We start from the raw sequence: 14503 nt of genomic DNA on the forward strand, positions 1-14503 counted from the left end.
CGCCGATCCCGATCCCCAACCCGAACCCGAGCGACGTTCCCGAGCCTGCCCCCACCGTCCCACTCGCCCGCCGCGCCCTCGCCGAAGCGCTCGGCACGGGCCTGCTCGTGACGATCGTCGTCGGCTCCGGAATCATGGCCCAGCGCCTGTGCGACGGAAACGTGGGCCTCGAGCTGCTGGCCAACTCCACCGCCACCGCCCTCGGCCTCGCGGTCCTGATCCTGGTCCTCGGCCCCGTCTCCGGCGCGCACTTCAACCCCGTGGTCACCATCGCCGACCTGGTCCTGAACCGTCAGCCTGCTGCCACAGGCGCCCGAGTCGCGGCCACCGGCGCAGCACGGCAGGCCGGCGTCTCCATCGCGGCGCAGTTCGCAGGCGGCATCGGCGGAGCACTCCTCGCCAACGCGATGTTCGGCCTGAGCGTGGTGGGAATCTCCACGCACATCCGTTCCGGCGTCCCCCTGTGGCTCGGCGAGGTCGTCGCGACGGCCGGGCTCATCCTGCTCGTCTTCAGCCTCGGCCGTACCGGAAAGTCCCACGCCGCCCCCGCCGCGGTAGGCGCATACATCGGCGCCGCCTACTGGTTCACCTCCTCCACCAGCTTCGCCAACCCCGCCGTCACCGTCGCCCGCGAGTTCACCGACACCTTCGCCGGCATCGCCCCGTCCAGCGTCGCAGGGTTCATCCTCGCCCAACTCCTCGGCGCGGCGATCGGCGCAGCCCTCGTGGCAGCCCTCTACCCCCGCGCTGCGGCCACCCGCACCTCGGCCACTCACACCTCGACCGCCCGCACCTCGACCACCCGCACCTCGACCACTCCCCGGAGCCAGCCGTGACCACGTCCAAGCCGAGTGTGCTCTTCGTCTGCGTCCACAACGCCGGCCGGTCCCAGATGGCCGCCGGATTCCTCGCCCACCTGGCCGCCGGCCGCATTGAGGTCCGCTCCGCCGGCTCCACCCCGGCCGAGCACGTCAATCCCGCCGCCGTCGCCGCGATGCGGGAAGTCGGCATCGACATCTCCGCCGAGAACCCCAAGATCCTCACCGTCGACGCCGTCCGCGCCTCCGACGTCTGCATCACCATGGGCTGCGGCGACACCTGCCCGGTCTTCCCCGGCAAGCGCTACCTCGACTGGCAACTCGACGACCCCGCCGGCCAGGGCCTCGAAGCCGTCCGTCCCATCCGCGACGAGATCGAGCGCCGCGTCCGCGCCCTCATCGCCGAACTGCTCCCGTAAATCCCGCAATCCCGCACCCCCGGGCCGCCGCCACCCATCCGGCAGCAGCCCGAAAACCACCTACCTCAACAGACCTGACGCCACATCACTGTGCGTCACGCCGCCTCACGTCACGCCGCCTCACACCGCCTCACGCCGACCAGTCGGGCCGCCGACCGAGGTACCGGACAAGCGCCGCCACCTCGTCGTCCCCGGTTTCGCCCGGCACCACGGCGGCGTACGCCCCCCACCCGCGCAGCGGCTCGGTCAGCTCCGTCGCCGCAGCCATCAGCTCCTTGGCAAGCTCGGGCGTGAGCGGCGAGGGCCGGCCGGTCGCCATGGCCACGTCCCAAGCGTGAACCGCCGCGTCGAGCGCGCAGTAACCCGCCACCAGCCAAGGCGCCAGCGCGCCCTGCGGCAGAGGCGACGGCACCGTCTCGGCGTCCCGGGCCACCGTGGCGAAGGCCGCGGCCGAGGCGGAGACCGCCGCGTCGACGAGCTCGACGGGGGAGCGGTCGAGGGTGCCCGACGGCGCGAAAGGATTCTCCGTCGGGCCGTCCTCACCCGTGATCGCGGCCACGTAGGCAAGCTGATCTCCGGCCGCGTGCTGCAACACCTGCGCAACGTTCCACTGCTCGCACGGTGTGGGCTGCTCCAGGTCCTCCGCCGTCAGCCCCACAGCCACTGTGCGCAGCGCAGCATGAGCTGCGTCCAGGATCGTCCACGTACCGATGGTGCCTGCCATGTCGAGCCTCACCTTCGTCCTTCTCGGTCCGCCCTGATCACTCGCGAGATCCACGTTCCAGACCAGATCGGAACAGTCCGTTCCGATTAATCCCACTCTAACGGAACAGACCATTCCGTTCAAGTGCTACGCTGCTCCCATGCCCGAACCCGCCGCCGCAGCCGCTTCAGCCGTCCCCGCCGGCACCCCGTCGCCCAGAACCGGTCCCCTCCGCGGCCGCATGGCCCAGGCGAATCGCAACGACACCGCGATCCTCGACGCCGCGCGGAAGGTCTTCGTCGCCGACCCGTCGGCTCCGATCTCCGCGGTGGCCAAGGAGGCCGGCGTCGGCATCAGCGCCCTGTATCGCCGCTACACCGGCAAGGAGGAGCTGCTCCAGACGCTGTGCGCGAACGGGCTGGCCACCTACATCGAGATCGCGCAGGCCTCGCTGGAGGTGGACGACCCCTGGCGCGGCTTCGCGGACTTCCTCGCCGGCGTCGTCGATGCCGACGTGCACTCGCTCACCGTGAACCTCGCAGGCTCCTTCACTCCCACCCCCGAGCTGCACGCCCGTGCCACCGAGGCCACGCGCCTGGCCGGGCAGCTGCTGGACCGGGCGGCGGCGGCCGGCGCCGTGCGCGCCGACTTCGACGTCAACGACATCGCGATGCTGCTCGAGCAACTGACGGCCGTCCGTCTCGAGGACCCCGAGCGAACGCGAACCCTGAGGCGCCGCTACCTCGCGCTGCACCTCGAAGCGCTGCGCCCGGACACCGCGCGTGCCACGCTGCCCGGACCGCCCCCGTCCCCCGCCGAACTCGGCGCACGCTGGATCCCGAAGAACGCCGCGTAGCCCGTCAGGCGCCCGGCGCCTGGGCGATCACCACGTCGGCGAGCCGATCCCAACCGAGCGTCGAGTACAGCCGCTGCCCGTCCGCGCTGGCGATCAGCAGGCCGTTGCGCGCCCCACGGGCAACCGCCTCGGCCGCGAGCGTGCTCATGACCACGCCGCCGAGACCGCGTCGCCGGTGCTCGGACATCGTCTCTATGCGATCGGCGACGGCATCCGCCCCGGCAAGCCCGATCTGCCCCCGCGCCGCGACGTCGCCGGAGCCGTCGAGGATCTCCACGTGGATCGCAGAGCCCTCGACCCGCACGTCACACGTGTACGCACCGTCGAGCGGCCGACGGGACTGGCCGGTCAGATCGGTGCCCATGAGCGTCTCGGACCGGTGGAGCACCTCCAACCCGGCCGCCTCGACCGCGGCCAACGTCCCCTCCAGACTCCTCGTCGCCACCGTCAGCCACGTGCGCTCCTTCGTGATGAGCACCCGCGCCGCGATCCGCGCGATCGACTCAGGATCCTCATCCGCCCGCAGCGCGAGCGCCTCGAACTCCCGTTTGGCCTGCGCGCAGTGGATCCACAGCATGTCGTCGCTCGCCACCGCCGCGGGCAGATCGCGCGAGGCCCGCCATCCCAGGTGCCAGCGGCGGATCAGGTCTTCCAGGTTCGTCATCTGATCATTCCAGCAAGCTCGGGGCGGATTTTCGATCATGACACGGTCACAATCACCGACCGATCCCGCCGTACCGCGCGGCGCCGGTGGTCGCTCCTACCATTTCTGGCAAAGATCGTCGCGAGGGAGGGACATATGTATTCATTCGAACGAATACTCGGACGCGCGTTCGGACGCGCGTTTCGCCGTGCCGGGCAGAGCGCTCTTTGGGATCCGCGGACAGGTCGGCCGACGCTGGTGACCACCAGCGACGTCCAGATCCTTCCGGTCGGCTCGCTGGCAGCCACGTGCGTCAACTCGGCGCCGTGAGGATGCCGCGAGCTCACGGCGCTTCGGCGTCCAGCGTCTCGGGTGCCACGCCTGCGAGCGTGTCCAGGATCTGCTGGCCGTACTTCGCGAGCTTGCTCTCGCCGATGCCGGTGATCGTGCCGAGTGCGGCAAGGCTGGTCGGGGCTTGGGCCGCGATCTGGCGGAGGGTCGCGTCGTGGAAGACCACGTATGCGGGTACGGCCTGCTCCTTGGCCGTGGCGCCGCGCCACGCGCGCAGCCGCTCGAACACCGGCACGGCGTCCTGGGGCAGGTCGTCGAGGGCTGCGGCCGCGGACTGCTTGGGGCGCTTGGCGGCGCGCGCCGGCTTCTCGGGTTCGCGGCGCAGCATGACCTGGTGTTCGCCGCGCAGCACCGCGGCGCTGGCATCGGTCAGGGCCAGGGTGCTGTAGTCGCCCTCCACCATGAGCAGTTCCCGGGCCAGCAGTTGACGCACCACGCCGCGCCATTCGCCGTCACTCAGCTCGGTGCCGATGCCGAAGACGCTCAGGGAGTCGTGGTTGAACTGGGTGACCTTCGGCGTCTTCTTGCCGAGCAGGATGTCGATCGACTGACCGGCGCCGAACCGCTGCCGCCGCTCGGACTTCAGCCGGAACACCGTGGACAGCAGCTTCTGCGCGGCCACCGTGCCGTCCCACGACTCCGGCGGGTTCAGGCAGGCGTCGCAGTTCCCGCAGGCAGCGCCCGGTTGGCCGAAGTAGGCCAGCAGCCGCACGCGCCGGCACTCGACCGTCTCGCACAGCGCCAGCATGGCGTCGAGGTGCGCGGTCAGCTGGCGGCGGTAGGCGTCGTCCCCCTCGGATCCGGCGATCATCTTGCGCTGCTGCACGACGTCCTGCAGGCCGTAGGCCAGCCACGCCGTCGACGGCAGGCCGTCCCGGCCCGCGCGGCCGGTCTCCTGGTAGTAGCCCTCGACCGACTTCGGCAGGTCGAGATGCGCGACGAAGCGCACGTCCGGCTTGTCGATGCCCATGCCGAACGCGATCGTGGCGACCATGACCAGGCCGTCTTCCCGCAGGAAGCGAGCCTGGTTGGTCGCGCGCACGCGTGCGTCGAGCCCGGCGTGGTAGGGCAGCGCCGGGATCCCGTTGTCCACCAGGGCCTGCGCGGTCTTCTCCGTGGAGGCGCGGGAAAGGCAGTAGACGATGCCCGCGTCCCCGACGTGCTCGGTGCGCAGCAGGTCGAGCAGCTGCCGCATCGGCTCGTTCTTGGGCACGATCCGGTACTGGATGTTCGGCCGGTCGAAGCTCGACACGAAGTGCTTGGCATCGCCCAGCTTCAACCGCTCCGCGATCTCCGCATGCGTCGCCTCCGTGGCCGTCGCCGTCAGCGCGATCCGCGGCACCTCCGGCCAGCGCTCATGCAGCATCGAGAGCGCAAGGTAGTCCGGCCGGAAGTCGTGCCCCCACTGCGCGACACAGTGCGCCTCGTCGATCGCGAACAGCGAGACCTTCCCCCGGTCCAGCAACTGCAGCGTCGACTCCGACCGCAACCGCTCGGGGGCGAGATAGAGCAGGTCCAACTCACCGTCCACGAACGCGGCCTCGACCCGGCCCCGTTCGTCGTAGCCCTGCGTCGAGTTCAGAAACCCGGCCCGCACCCCGAGCGCCGTCAGCGCGTCCACCTGGTCCTGCATCAACGCGATCAGCGGCGAGATGACCACCCCGACCCCGTCGCGGACCAGCGCCGGAATCTGGTAGCACAGAGACTTCCCGCCACCCGTCGGCATCAGCACGAGCGCGTCCCCGCCCCCGATGACGTGCTCGACGATCTCCTGCTGCGCACCCCGGAACGTGGCATACCCGAACACCCGGCGGAGCACGTCAGCCGCGTCGGTCACCTCTGCATCGGTCTTGGACCCAGTCACCCGCGAAAGTCTACGTCGGCCGGCCGAACGCCGGGCCCCGAACGAGGCAAGGCCGGACTGGCCATGGCCGGTACTCTCAAGGCCGAGGAGATCCCCGTGCCCCACCGCCCACCCCGCAGCAGCACCGCGCCGTCACCGCCCCTCGGCCCCACGCGGCGATCACGGCTGCGAAACTGCTCGCGACCGTCGCATGCATCGCCGCGTTAGCCGCCATCGGCCCGCTCTACGCCGCCGCCGGCTGGGGCCTGTGCGCAGGCCTGACTCCGATGTTCTTCCGGGCGGAAGTCAACCACCTACGCTCGCGCCGGACCTCAAGCCGCTCAATGGACGCCCGTGACGAGCGGGTGTGAAGCGTCGGCGGTACACGCGAGGACCCAGTACAGGCCGTTCCGGCCGATGCTGACGCCGGTCGGCTCTTGGTCGCGCCACTGAGAGGGATCCCCCCAAGGAAAATCCGGCTCACCGTTCGGCGGCCAATGGTCCAAGCCCTCGCCGTCGGCGACGTGGAGCAGCGGACGCATGGCCGCGCCGCATGAGCACGTGCGCAAGTGGTCCGGCTCCGGCATGGATATCTCCCATCCGCCGAGCTTCCAGCCGGGCGCCGCGACGAGGCGAAAGTATGCGACGTCCTCGTCTGTCCCCGACTCGTCGCGCTGCCGAAGCCGCAGTTCCAGATCTCGGGGCAGGATGCCGAACAGTTCGGCTCTGCGGTTGTCCGGTCCCGCGTTGCAGATCGGCGGGAACTCCATGAGCGCCTCGGGGTGGACTTCACACGGCGTGATCTGCCAGAAATCCCAGGCGACGTGGTTCAGGGGCGGAAACGCTGCTTCGGCGTGCTCGAGTTCCGCGGTGCTGCGCCAGCGGGCGATCGGTTGTGGTCCGAGCGCTCCACGGTGGTCGCCGGGGCACCAGAGAATCTGGAGAAGGTCGGTGCCCTCCGGAAACGGCAGCTCAGGCGCATCGCGGCGGAAGAACTGCACCACCGGCGCCAAGACGACCGGATCCGCGAATCTTCCGCCGCTCGTGATCATCCGAAGCTCGTGCGCGGTGGAGGGGGTAGCTGCCAGTTGGCACTCGAGTGCTTCGCGCATAGGCACGAGTTGGCTCGCGGGCATGTGTGCCGCCCAGCGGGTGAGCTGCTCCTCTAAGCGCTGCTTGAGCTTTGCGTGTCGCTCCGCAGCTTCCTCATCGGAGAGCATGACAACGCTTTCTACCTGCACTTCATGCTCGAGCCCGCACGTCGGCCATGGCTCGTCGGCGGGCCACAGCATCGGGCCGCCGACGTTGCTCACCCGAGCTGACGGCGAGCCAGGCCGAGGGTGAAGCCGCACTGCGGCGCGGGCGTAGTCGAGGAGTTCGGGGAACTCCAGCAGCAGGCGCGCGCGGCGTGGCGGGACAGTGCTGATCATGCATGATCCTTCGAGCATTCTTCGGACTGGCGCGATCCTAGGACGGCAATGCCCTGTCTGCGCCGTCCCGCTGCGCCCAGTGAGAGCTCAGGGTCTTCCTTGCCGCATATTCGAGTGCTTCGTCATATAAATGAACGAATTCTGCCGTGGGCCGCGCGGCGCCGGCCATACCCATCCGCACGCCCCGCTACGCTGCGGCGCACCTCACGCCGCCCATCAGCGCGATCTGTGCGATTTCCACCACTCTGGGTATCTGGTGCAGGCTCACAATCTCGATAGAGTGGGGTTGTGAACCGTCTGGCGTCCGCCACCTCGCCGTACTTGCTTCAACACGCTGATAACCCCGTGGATTGGCACGAGTGGGGGGAGGAGGCGTTCGCGGAGGCCAGGCGGCGGGACGTGCCGCTGTTGATCTCGATCGGGTACTCGTCGTGCCACTGGTGCCATGTGATGGCGCATGAGAGCTTTGAGGATCCGACGACGGCTTCGGCGATGAACGCGGGGTTCGTCTGCGTCAAGGTGGACCGCGAGGAGCGGCCGGACGTGGACGCGGTGTACATGACGGCGACGCAGGCCATGACGGGGCATGGCGGGTGGCCGATGACGGTGTTCGCGGATACGGCGGGGCGGCCTTTCTACTGTGGGACGTACTTCCCGCCGCGGGCGCAGGGGTCGGTGCCGGGGTTCCTCACGGTGCTCGCCGAGGTCGCGCGGGCTTGGACGGCTCGGCGCGGGGAGGTGACCTCGGTCGGGGAGACGGTGGCGGCGCGGATGGGGGAGCTCGCGGTGCCGGTGACGGGGGACGCGCCGGACGCGTCGCTGCTCGCGGTCGCGGTCGCGCGGCTCGAGGAGGAGTTCGATCCCGACCTTGCGCACGGCGGACGCGCGGCGGGGTTCGGGACCGCGCCGAAGTTCCCGCCGTCGATGACGCTGCTTCAGTTGCTGCGGCACTACCGGCGCACGGGGTCGACGGGCGCGCTGGACATGGTCACGCGCACGTGCGCGGCCATGGCGCGCGGCGGGATCTACGACCAGCTCGGGGGCGGGTTCTCGCGGTATTCAGTGGATATAAACTGGGGAATTCCGCACTTCGAGAAGATGCTCTACGACAACGCGCTGCTGCTGCGGGCGTACGCGCTGCTGTGGCGGGTCTCGCCGGAGCCGCTGTTCCGGCGGATCGCCGAGGAGACGGCGGCGTTCCTGATCCGGGAGCTGGGGACGGCCAGTGGCGGGTTCGCGTCCGCCCTGGACGCGGACACGGACGGGGTCGAGGGGCTGACTTACGTATGGACGTATGAGCAGCTTGTCGAGGTACTCGGCGCCGAGGACGCGGATGTGGCCGCGCGCGTGTACGGGGTGAGCCGCAAGGGGAACTTCGAGCACGGGGCTTCGGTGCTGCGGCTGGCGATCGGGGACGAAGCGCAGGAGAAGGTCGACGGCGAGGAGACGGCCGAGGAGGGGGAGGCCGACGTCGAGCGGGTGGCGCCTCGGCTGAGGGTGGCCCGGGCGCAGCGGTCGCAGCCGTATCGGGACGACAAGGTCGTCGCGTCGTGGAACGGGCTGGCCATCAGCGCGCTCGTCGAGGCCTCGGTCGCGCTCGACCGGCCCGACCTGCTCGCCGCCGCCGTGCGCTGCGGGAGTCTGCTCGCGGAGGTGCACCTGGCCGACGGGCGGCTGGTGCGTACGTCGCGGGATGGGCGGGCTTCCACGAACCCTGGCGTGCTCGAGGACTACGGCTGCGTGGCGGAGGGGTTCACACTGCTCTATTCCGCGACCGGGGACCACGCCTGGCTTTCGCATGCCGAGACGCTGCTGACCACGGTCCGGGAGCAGTTCCAGTCCGCGGACGGGCTGCACGACACGGCGGCCGACGCGCCGCCGCTGTATTTCCGGCCGAGCGACCCGACCGACAACGCGAGTCCGTCGGGGGCTTCGGCCGCGGCGGCGGGGTTCGCGGCGTACGCGCTGGCCGCCGCGTCGCCCACGCACCTGCAGGACGCGCACCTGGCGCTCGCGCCGGCCGGCGCGCTGGCGGAGCAGGCGCCGCGGTTCGCGGGGTACGGGCTGGCCGTCGCCGAGGCGCTGCTCTCGGAGTCGCCGGCGATGTCGATGTGTCCCGGGCCGTTCAGCCCGGGGGATTGAGAGTCGGTTCGGCTGCGCGCGCCCCTGTGGCGGCGGATATCCAGCTCAGCGGCGGCGCACGTCCATGACCGAGATCGCCACGGCGATGTAGTGGCAGCTGAACGCGGCGATGGTCAGGGCGTGGAAGAGCTCGTGGAAGCCGAACCAGCGGGGGGAGAAGTCGGGCTTCTTCAGGCCGTAGATCAGCGCGCCGAGCGAGTACAGCAGGCCGCCCACGATGATCAGCACCATGACGGCGACGCCGCCGGTGTGCAGGAACTCGGGCAGGAAGAACAGCGCGGCCCAGCCCAGCGCGATGTAGCAGGGCACATAGACCCAGCGCGGCGCGGTGAGCCAGAACATCCGGAAGCCGATGCCCAGCAGCGCTCCGGTCCAGGCCAGCGCGAGCAGCAGGTGGGCCTCGCTGCGGTCGAGCAGGGTGACCGAGACCGGGGTGTAGGTGCCGGCGATGATCAGGAAGATGTTCGTGTGGTCGAACCTGCGCAACACCGCCTTCCACTTCGGGCTCCAGTTCCCGGTGTGGTAGATCCCGCTGACGCCGAACAGCAGCCAGGACGCCACCGCGAACACCGCGCAGGCCAGGGCCGTGCCCGTGGTCGGGGCCAGACAGATCAGCACGATTCCGCCGGCCAGCACCAGGGGGAAAACACCCGCGTGCAGCCAGCCGCGCAGTTTTGGACGCAAGGCGGCTGTGGCGGACGCCACAGCCGCGCCCGGCGTTAGGTCGGTCACACGGCCGTCACCTTCGGTCATGAGATTGGTCACACCCTGTCGTCGTCGAGATGGACGGCGCCCGGGCTCATACCTGCTCGAACTCGGGCAAAACCGCTGCGTATTCGCCCGCCGAGGGCCTGTGAGCAGCGTAACTTACGCCAACGTAGGTTCCCAAGATCAACACTGTGGCCATCCACCATTCAAGACGGCGTGGTTATAGTCCAAAGCACCCTCATAAGCGCCCGGGAGGTGCGGACCCCCGGCGTTACCTTTGGAGTGCGCACGATGACGTACGCGGTGATTGCCCCGCCGACCGCCCATGCCGGCCTGCTGGCGTGGGTCGATGACATCGCCCGTCTCACCCAGCCGGAGGACGTCGTGTGGTGCGACGGCTCCGACGAGGAGTGGGCGCGGCTGACCGAGCAGCTGGTCGAGGCCGGCACGCTCAAGCGGCTCAACCCGGCCAAGCGGCCCAATTCCTTCTACGCGGCCTCCGACCCCTCCGACGTGGCTCGGGTCGAGGACCGTACCTTCATCTGCTCTGAGCGCGAGCAGGACGCCGGGCCGACCAACAACTGGGTCGCCCCGGGCGAGATGCGCGCGACGCTCGCCGGCCTGTTCGAGGGCGCCATGCGCGGGCGCACGATGTACGTCGTGCCGTTCTCGATGGGCCCGATCGGCTCGCCGCTGGCGGCCCTCGGCGTGGAGATCACCGACTCCGCCTACGTGGCGCTGTCCATGCGCGTGATGACCCGGATGGGCCGGGCGGTGCTCGACGAGCTCGGCACGGACGGCGAGTTCGTCAAGGCCGTGCACACCGTGGGCGCCCCGCTCGAGCTCGGCCAGTCCGACGTGCCGTGGCCGTGCAACACGACGAAGTACATCACCCACTTCCCCGAGGACCGGGAGATCTGGTCCTTCGGCTCCGGCTACGGCGGCAACGCGCTGCTCGGCAAGAAGTGCTACGCGCTGCGCATCGCCTCGGTCATGGCCCGGGACGAGGGCTGGCTGGCCGAGCACATGCTGATCCTGAAGCTGACCCCGCCGGCCGGCGAGGCGAAGTACATCACCGCGGCCTTCCCCTCGGCCTGCGGGAAGACGAACCTTGCGATGCTCACCCCGACCATCCCCGGCTGGAAGGTCGAGACGGTCGGCGACGACATCGCCTGGATGCGCTTCGGCGCGGACGGCCGGCTCTACGCGATCAACCCGGAGGCCGGCTTCTTCGGCGTCGCACCGGGCACCGGCGAGTCGACCAACGCCAACGCGATCGCCACCCTGGACGCCAACGCGATCTACACCAACGTCGCGCTGACCGACGACGGCGACGTGTGGTGGGAGGGCCTGACCGACGAGCCGCCGGCGCACCTGACCGACTGGCGCGGCGAGGACTGGACCCCGGCGTCGCAGAGCCCGGCGGCGCACCCGAACGCGCGCTTCTGCGTGCCGGCGGGCCAGTGCCCGACCATGGCCGCGGAGTGGGACGACCCGAAGGGCGTGCCGATCTCGGCCATCTTGTTCGGCGGACGCCGGGCCACCGCGGTTCCGCTGGTGACCGAGTCGCGGTCCTGGCAGCAGGGGGTGTTCCTGGGCGCGAACGTGGCCTCGGAGAAGACCGCCGCGGCCGAGGGCACCGTGGGCGAACTGCGCTATGACCCCTTCGCGATGCTGCCGTTCTGCGGCTACAACATGGGCGACTACTTCGCGCACTGGCTCTCCGTGGGCGAGAAGGCCGAGCCGGAGAAGCTGCCGAAGATCTACTACGTCAACTGGTTCCGCAAGGGCGCGGACGGGTCGTTCCTGTGGCCGGGCTTCGGTGAGAACAGCCGGGTGCTCAAGTGGATCGTGGACCGGCTCGACGGCGCGGCCGGCGGGGTGGAGACCGCGATCGGCGTGGTGCCGCAGGCCGGTGACCTGGACCTGGACGGGCTCGAGCTGGACGCGGCGCACCTGGCCGAGCTGCTCGGGGTGGACGCGCAGACCTGGCGGCGCGAGGCCGCGCTGATCCCGGCGCACTTCGAGCGCTTCGGCGCGCACCTGCCCGAGGCGCTGTGGCAGGAGCACCGGGAGCTGGTCCAGCGGCTGGGCTGAGGGAAAGCGGCGGGCCGAGCGGCCGGGCTGTCGGGCCGCTCACCTGCCACGCGTCGGCCCCGCGCCATCCGCGAGCAGATCTTCACTACATCCTCACAGCCGCCTCGGGTCCCGCGGGACCCGAGGCGGCTGTCCGCGGGATAGGGTTTGAGCGCGGGGCCGGAAAGTTCAGTCGCAATCGGCAGCGAGAGGCAGTGCTTCGGACGATGGGAATGCGCGATCTCGCCTACGGCGCCTACGAGCGCCGCTTGGCCGCCCGCATCGATCCGGGCCGTTGCCCGCGCCACATCGGCGTCATCATGGACGGCAACCGCCGCTGGGCGAAAGCCGTGGGCGAGCACATCGCCACCGGACACCAGCGCGGCGCGGACAAGATCCACGACCTGCTCGAGTGGTGCGAGGAGGCCGGCGTCGAACTGGTCACGCTCTGGCTCTTCTCCACGGACAACTTCAACCGCCCGGCCGCGGAGCTCGAGGACCTGCTGCGGATCATCGAGGGCTCGGTGCGCTCGCTGGCCGAGACCGGACGTTGGCGGATCCGGCCGGTCGGGGCGCTCGACCTGATGCCGGGCGACTTCAGCCGCACCCTCAAGGAGATCGCCGCCGACACCGCGGACAACCCGGGCCTGGTGGTGAACGCGGCCATCTGTTACGGCGGCCGCCAGGAGATCGCCGACGCCGTGCGCTCGCTGTTGTCCGAGCACGCCGAGCGCGGCACCACGATCGAGGACCTGGCACAGGTCATCGACGTCGAACACATCACCGAGCATCTCTACACCCGCGGCCAGCCCGACCCGGACCTGGTGATCCGGACCTCGGGGGAGCAGCGCCTTTCCGGCTTCCTGCTGTGGCAGTCCGCGCACTCGGAGTTCTACTTCTGCGAAGCCTACTGGCCCGCGTTCCGGAAGATCGATTTTCTGCGGGCGATGCGGGATTACGCGCAGCGGCAACGCCGCTACGGCGCGTAAGGTCCTTATCACGGCGCGTAAGGCCCTTATAACCTTGCGCTGTCGTTTCCTGCTCCCCCAGATGGGGTAAACCGGCAGTAAGGGCGGGCCGTACAGAGGCCGCCGAACAGAGCCGGAGCACTAGTGGCCACAGCAACCGAACGGCGCACTTATGTCCTGGACACCAGCGTTCTGCTGGCCGACCCCACCGCGGTGACCCGTTTCGAGGAGCACGAGGTCGTCATCCCGCTGGTCGTGGTGAGCGAACTGGAGGGCAAGCGTCACCATCCGGAACTCGGTTATTTCGCCCGCGCCTCGTTGCGCTTCCTGGATGAGCTGCGGGTAACGCACGGACGCCTGGACCAGCCGCTGCCGATCGGGGAGTCCGGCGGCACGCTGCGAGTCGAGCTCAACCACTCCGACACCTCCGTACTACCGCCGGGATTCCGCCCTGGTTCGCAGAATCCTGACAACGATGTCAGGATCCTGGCCGTGGCCAAGGCCCTGGCCGCCGAGGGCGCCGACGTGGTGCTGGTGTCCAAGGACCTGCCGCTGCGGGTGAAGGCGGCGGCGGTGGGGCTGCCCGCGGAGGAGTACCGCGCGGAGCTGGCGATCACCACCGGATACACCGGGATGACAGAGCTCGAAATCGGCGGAAACCAGGTGGACGCCCTGTTCGAGCACGGCCGGATCGAGCTGCCGCAGGCGGCCGAACTGCCGTGCCACACCGGTCTCGTGCTGGTCTCGGAGCGCGGCAAGGCGCTCGGCCGGATCACGCCGGACAAGCAGGTGCGCCTGGTGCGCGGGGACCGCGAGGCCTTCGGCCTGCACGGACGCAGCGCGGAACAGCGGATCGCGCTGGATCTGCTGCTGGACCAGGAGATCGGCATCGTCTCGCTCGGCGGACGGGCCGGCACCGGAAAGTCGGCGCTGGCGCTGTGCGCGGGCCTCGAGGCCGTGATGGAGCGCCGCCAGCATCGCAAGGTCGTGGTATTCCGGCCCTTGTACGCCGTGGGCGGCCAGGACCTGGGCTATCTGCCGGGCACCGAGGGCGAGAAGATGTCGCCCTGGGGGCAGGCCGTGTTCGACACGCTCTCCGCGCTGACCACGTCAGAGGTCATCGACGAGGTGGTGGACCGCGGCATGCTCGAGGTGCTCCCGCTCACCCACATCCGCGGCCGGTCCCTGCACGACTCCTTCGTGATCGTGGACGAGGCGCAGTCGCTGGAACGCAACGTCCTGCTGACGGTGCTCTCCCGGATCGGCAGCGGCTCGCGCGTGGTACTCACCCACGACGTCGCCCAGCGCGACAACCTGCGGGTGGGCCGGCACGACGGCGTGGTCTCGGTGGTGGAGAAGCTCAAGGGACATCCCCTGTTCGCACACGTGACGCTGACCCGCTCCGAGCGGTCCCCGATCGCGGCCCTGGTCACGGAGATGCTGGAGGATCTCTCGGTCTGACCAGAACGTGGTGATGTAAGCCGCGGCCTGTATGTCCGTGGCGCGGCGAGGCTCTTGGGGACACGGTTTTCGTCCCCAAGACTTC

General features: G+C 69.9%; 12 protein-coding genes. 7 read left to right on the forward strand and 5 right to left on the reverse strand.

The window, feature by feature from the left end; translation table 11 throughout:
• The first annotated feature begins 5 nt into the window (after positions 1–5).
• Together KDL01_RS18485 and KDL01_RS18490 are read left to right on the forward strand one after the other, a co-directional pair.
• Positions 6–836, forward strand: a complete 831-nt coding sequence (locus KDL01_RS18485) for an aquaporin (protein WP_368861600.1) — start codon at positions 6–8, stop codon at positions 834–836.
• Between the two features lie 56 nt (positions 837–892).
• Positions 893–1237, forward strand: a complete 345-nt coding sequence (locus KDL01_RS18490) for an arsenate reductase ArsC (RefSeq protein ID WP_246576627.1) — start codon at positions 893–895, stop codon at positions 1235–1237.
• A 130-nt stretch (positions 1238–1367) separates the two neighbouring features.
• Here KDL01_RS18490 and KDL01_RS18495 read toward each other — a convergent pair whose 3' ends face one another.
• Positions 1368–1961 carry a TIGR03086 family metal-binding protein gene (locus tag KDL01_RS18495; RefSeq protein ID WP_212529764.1) on the reverse strand — a complete coding sequence of 198 codons (594 nt, stop codon included), beginning with the start codon at positions 1959–1961 and terminating at the stop codon, positions 1368–1370.
• Positions 1962–2181: 220 nt separating this feature from the next.
• Between KDL01_RS18495 and KDL01_RS18500 the strand changes: the two genes are divergently transcribed.
• Positions 2182–2796 carry a TetR/AcrR family transcriptional regulator gene (locus KDL01_RS18500; RefSeq protein WP_246576625.1) on the forward strand — a complete coding sequence of 205 codons (615 nt, stop codon included), beginning with the start codon at positions 2182–2184 and terminating at the stop codon, positions 2794–2796.
• Positions 2797–2800: 4 nt separating this feature from the next.
• Here the strand turns inward: KDL01_RS18500 and KDL01_RS18505 are convergent, their stop codons facing one another.
• The 3 genes from KDL01_RS18505 to KDL01_RS18515 all read right to left on the reverse strand — a co-directional run bounded on the left by KDL01_RS18505 (position 2801) and on the right by KDL01_RS18515 (position 7063).
• Positions 2801–3460, reverse strand: a complete 660-nt coding sequence (locus KDL01_RS18505) for a GNAT family N-acetyltransferase (RefSeq protein ID WP_212529766.1) — start codon at positions 3458–3460, stop codon at positions 2801–2803.
• A 322-nt stretch (positions 3461–3782) separates the two neighbouring features.
• A complete protein-coding gene (recQ, locus tag KDL01_RS18510; protein WP_212529767.1) occupies positions 3783–5654 on the reverse strand; it encodes a DNA helicase RecQ in 1872 nt (623 codons plus the stop codon).
• A gap of 320 nt (positions 5655–5974) precedes the next feature.
• The gene (locus KDL01_RS18515) at positions 5975–7063 is read right to left on the reverse strand and encodes a hypothetical protein (RefSeq protein ID WP_212529768.1); all 1089 of its coding nucleotides are present in this window, start codon (positions 7061–7063) and stop codon (positions 5975–5977) included.
• 288 nt (positions 7064–7351) lie between these two features.
• Between KDL01_RS18515 and KDL01_RS18520 the strand changes: the two genes are divergently transcribed.
• Positions 7352–9205 carry a thioredoxin domain-containing protein gene (locus KDL01_RS18520; protein WP_212529769.1) on the forward strand — a complete coding sequence of 618 codons (1854 nt, stop codon included), beginning with the start codon at positions 7352–7354 and terminating at the stop codon, positions 9203–9205.
• A 45-nt stretch (positions 9206–9250) separates the two neighbouring features.
• Here the strand turns inward: KDL01_RS18520 and trhA are convergent, their stop codons facing one another.
• A complete protein-coding gene (gene trhA, locus KDL01_RS18525) occupies positions 9251–9958 on the reverse strand; it encodes a PAQR family membrane homeostasis protein TrhA (RefSeq protein WP_438801968.1) in 708 nt (235 codons plus the stop codon).
• 246 nt (positions 9959–10204) lie between these two features.
• Here trhA and KDL01_RS18530 point away from each other — a divergent pair, with 246 nt between their 5' ends.
• From KDL01_RS18530 to phoH2, 3 genes are all read left to right on the forward strand, one after another.
• Positions 10205–12010 (forward strand): phosphoenolpyruvate carboxykinase (GTP), encoded by a 1806-nt coding sequence (locus KDL01_RS18530; RefSeq protein WP_212529771.1) that lies wholly within the window; start codon positions 10205–10207, stop codon positions 12008–12010.
• Positions 12011–12216: 206 nt separating this feature from the next.
• Entirely contained in the window at positions 12217–12978 is a 762-nt protein-coding gene (locus KDL01_RS18535; RefSeq protein ID WP_212529772.1) for an isoprenyl transferase, read from the forward strand.
• A gap of 123 nt (positions 12979–13101) precedes the next feature.
• Complete coding sequence (phoH2, locus tag KDL01_RS18540; protein WP_212529773.1) at positions 13102–14418, forward strand: RNA 5'-3' helicase PhoH2; 1317 nt, start codon at positions 13102–13104, stop codon at positions 14416–14418.
• Positions 14419–14503 lie beyond the last annotated feature (85 nt).

This window comes from Actinospica durhamensis (assembly GCF_018139695.1).
In the GTDB taxonomy this organism is placed as follows: domain Bacteria; phylum Actinomycetota; class Actinomycetes; order Streptomycetales; family Catenulisporaceae; genus Actinospica; species Actinospica durhamensis.

What these genes read in the sequence shown, in the direction of transcription:
- KDL01_RS18495 (WP_212529764.1), bottom strand. Translation starts at nt 1,961, where the DNA reads ATGGCAGGCACCATCGGTACGTGGACGATCCTGGACGCAGCTCATGCT.
- KDL01_RS18505 (WP_212529766.1), bottom strand. Translation starts at nt 3,460, where the DNA reads ATGACGAACCTGGAAGACCTGATCCGCCGCTGGCACCTGGGATGGCGG.
- KDL01_RS18535 (WP_212529772.1), top strand. Translation starts at nt 12,217, where the DNA reads ATGGGAATGCGCGATCTCGCCTACGGCGCCTACGAGCGCCGCTTGGCC.
- KDL01_RS18515 (WP_212529768.1), bottom strand. Translation starts at nt 7,063, where the DNA reads ATGATCAGCACTGTCCCGCCACGCCGCGCGCGCCTGCTGCTGGAGTTC.
- KDL01_RS18490 (WP_246576627.1), top strand. Translation starts at nt 893, where the DNA reads ATGGCCGCCGGATTCCTCGCCCACCTGGCCGCCGGCCGCATTGAGGTC.
- KDL01_RS18500 (WP_246576625.1), top strand. Translation starts at nt 2,182, where the DNA reads ATGGCCCAGGCGAATCGCAACGACACCGCGATCCTCGACGCCGCGCGG.
- KDL01_RS18530 (WP_212529771.1), top strand. Translation starts at nt 10,205, where the DNA reads ATGACGTACGCGGTGATTGCCCCGCCGACCGCCCATGCCGGCCTGCTG.
- trhA (WP_438801968.1), bottom strand. Translation starts at nt 9,958, where the DNA reads ATGACCGAAGGTGACGGCCGTGTGACCGACCTAACGCCGGGCGCGGCT.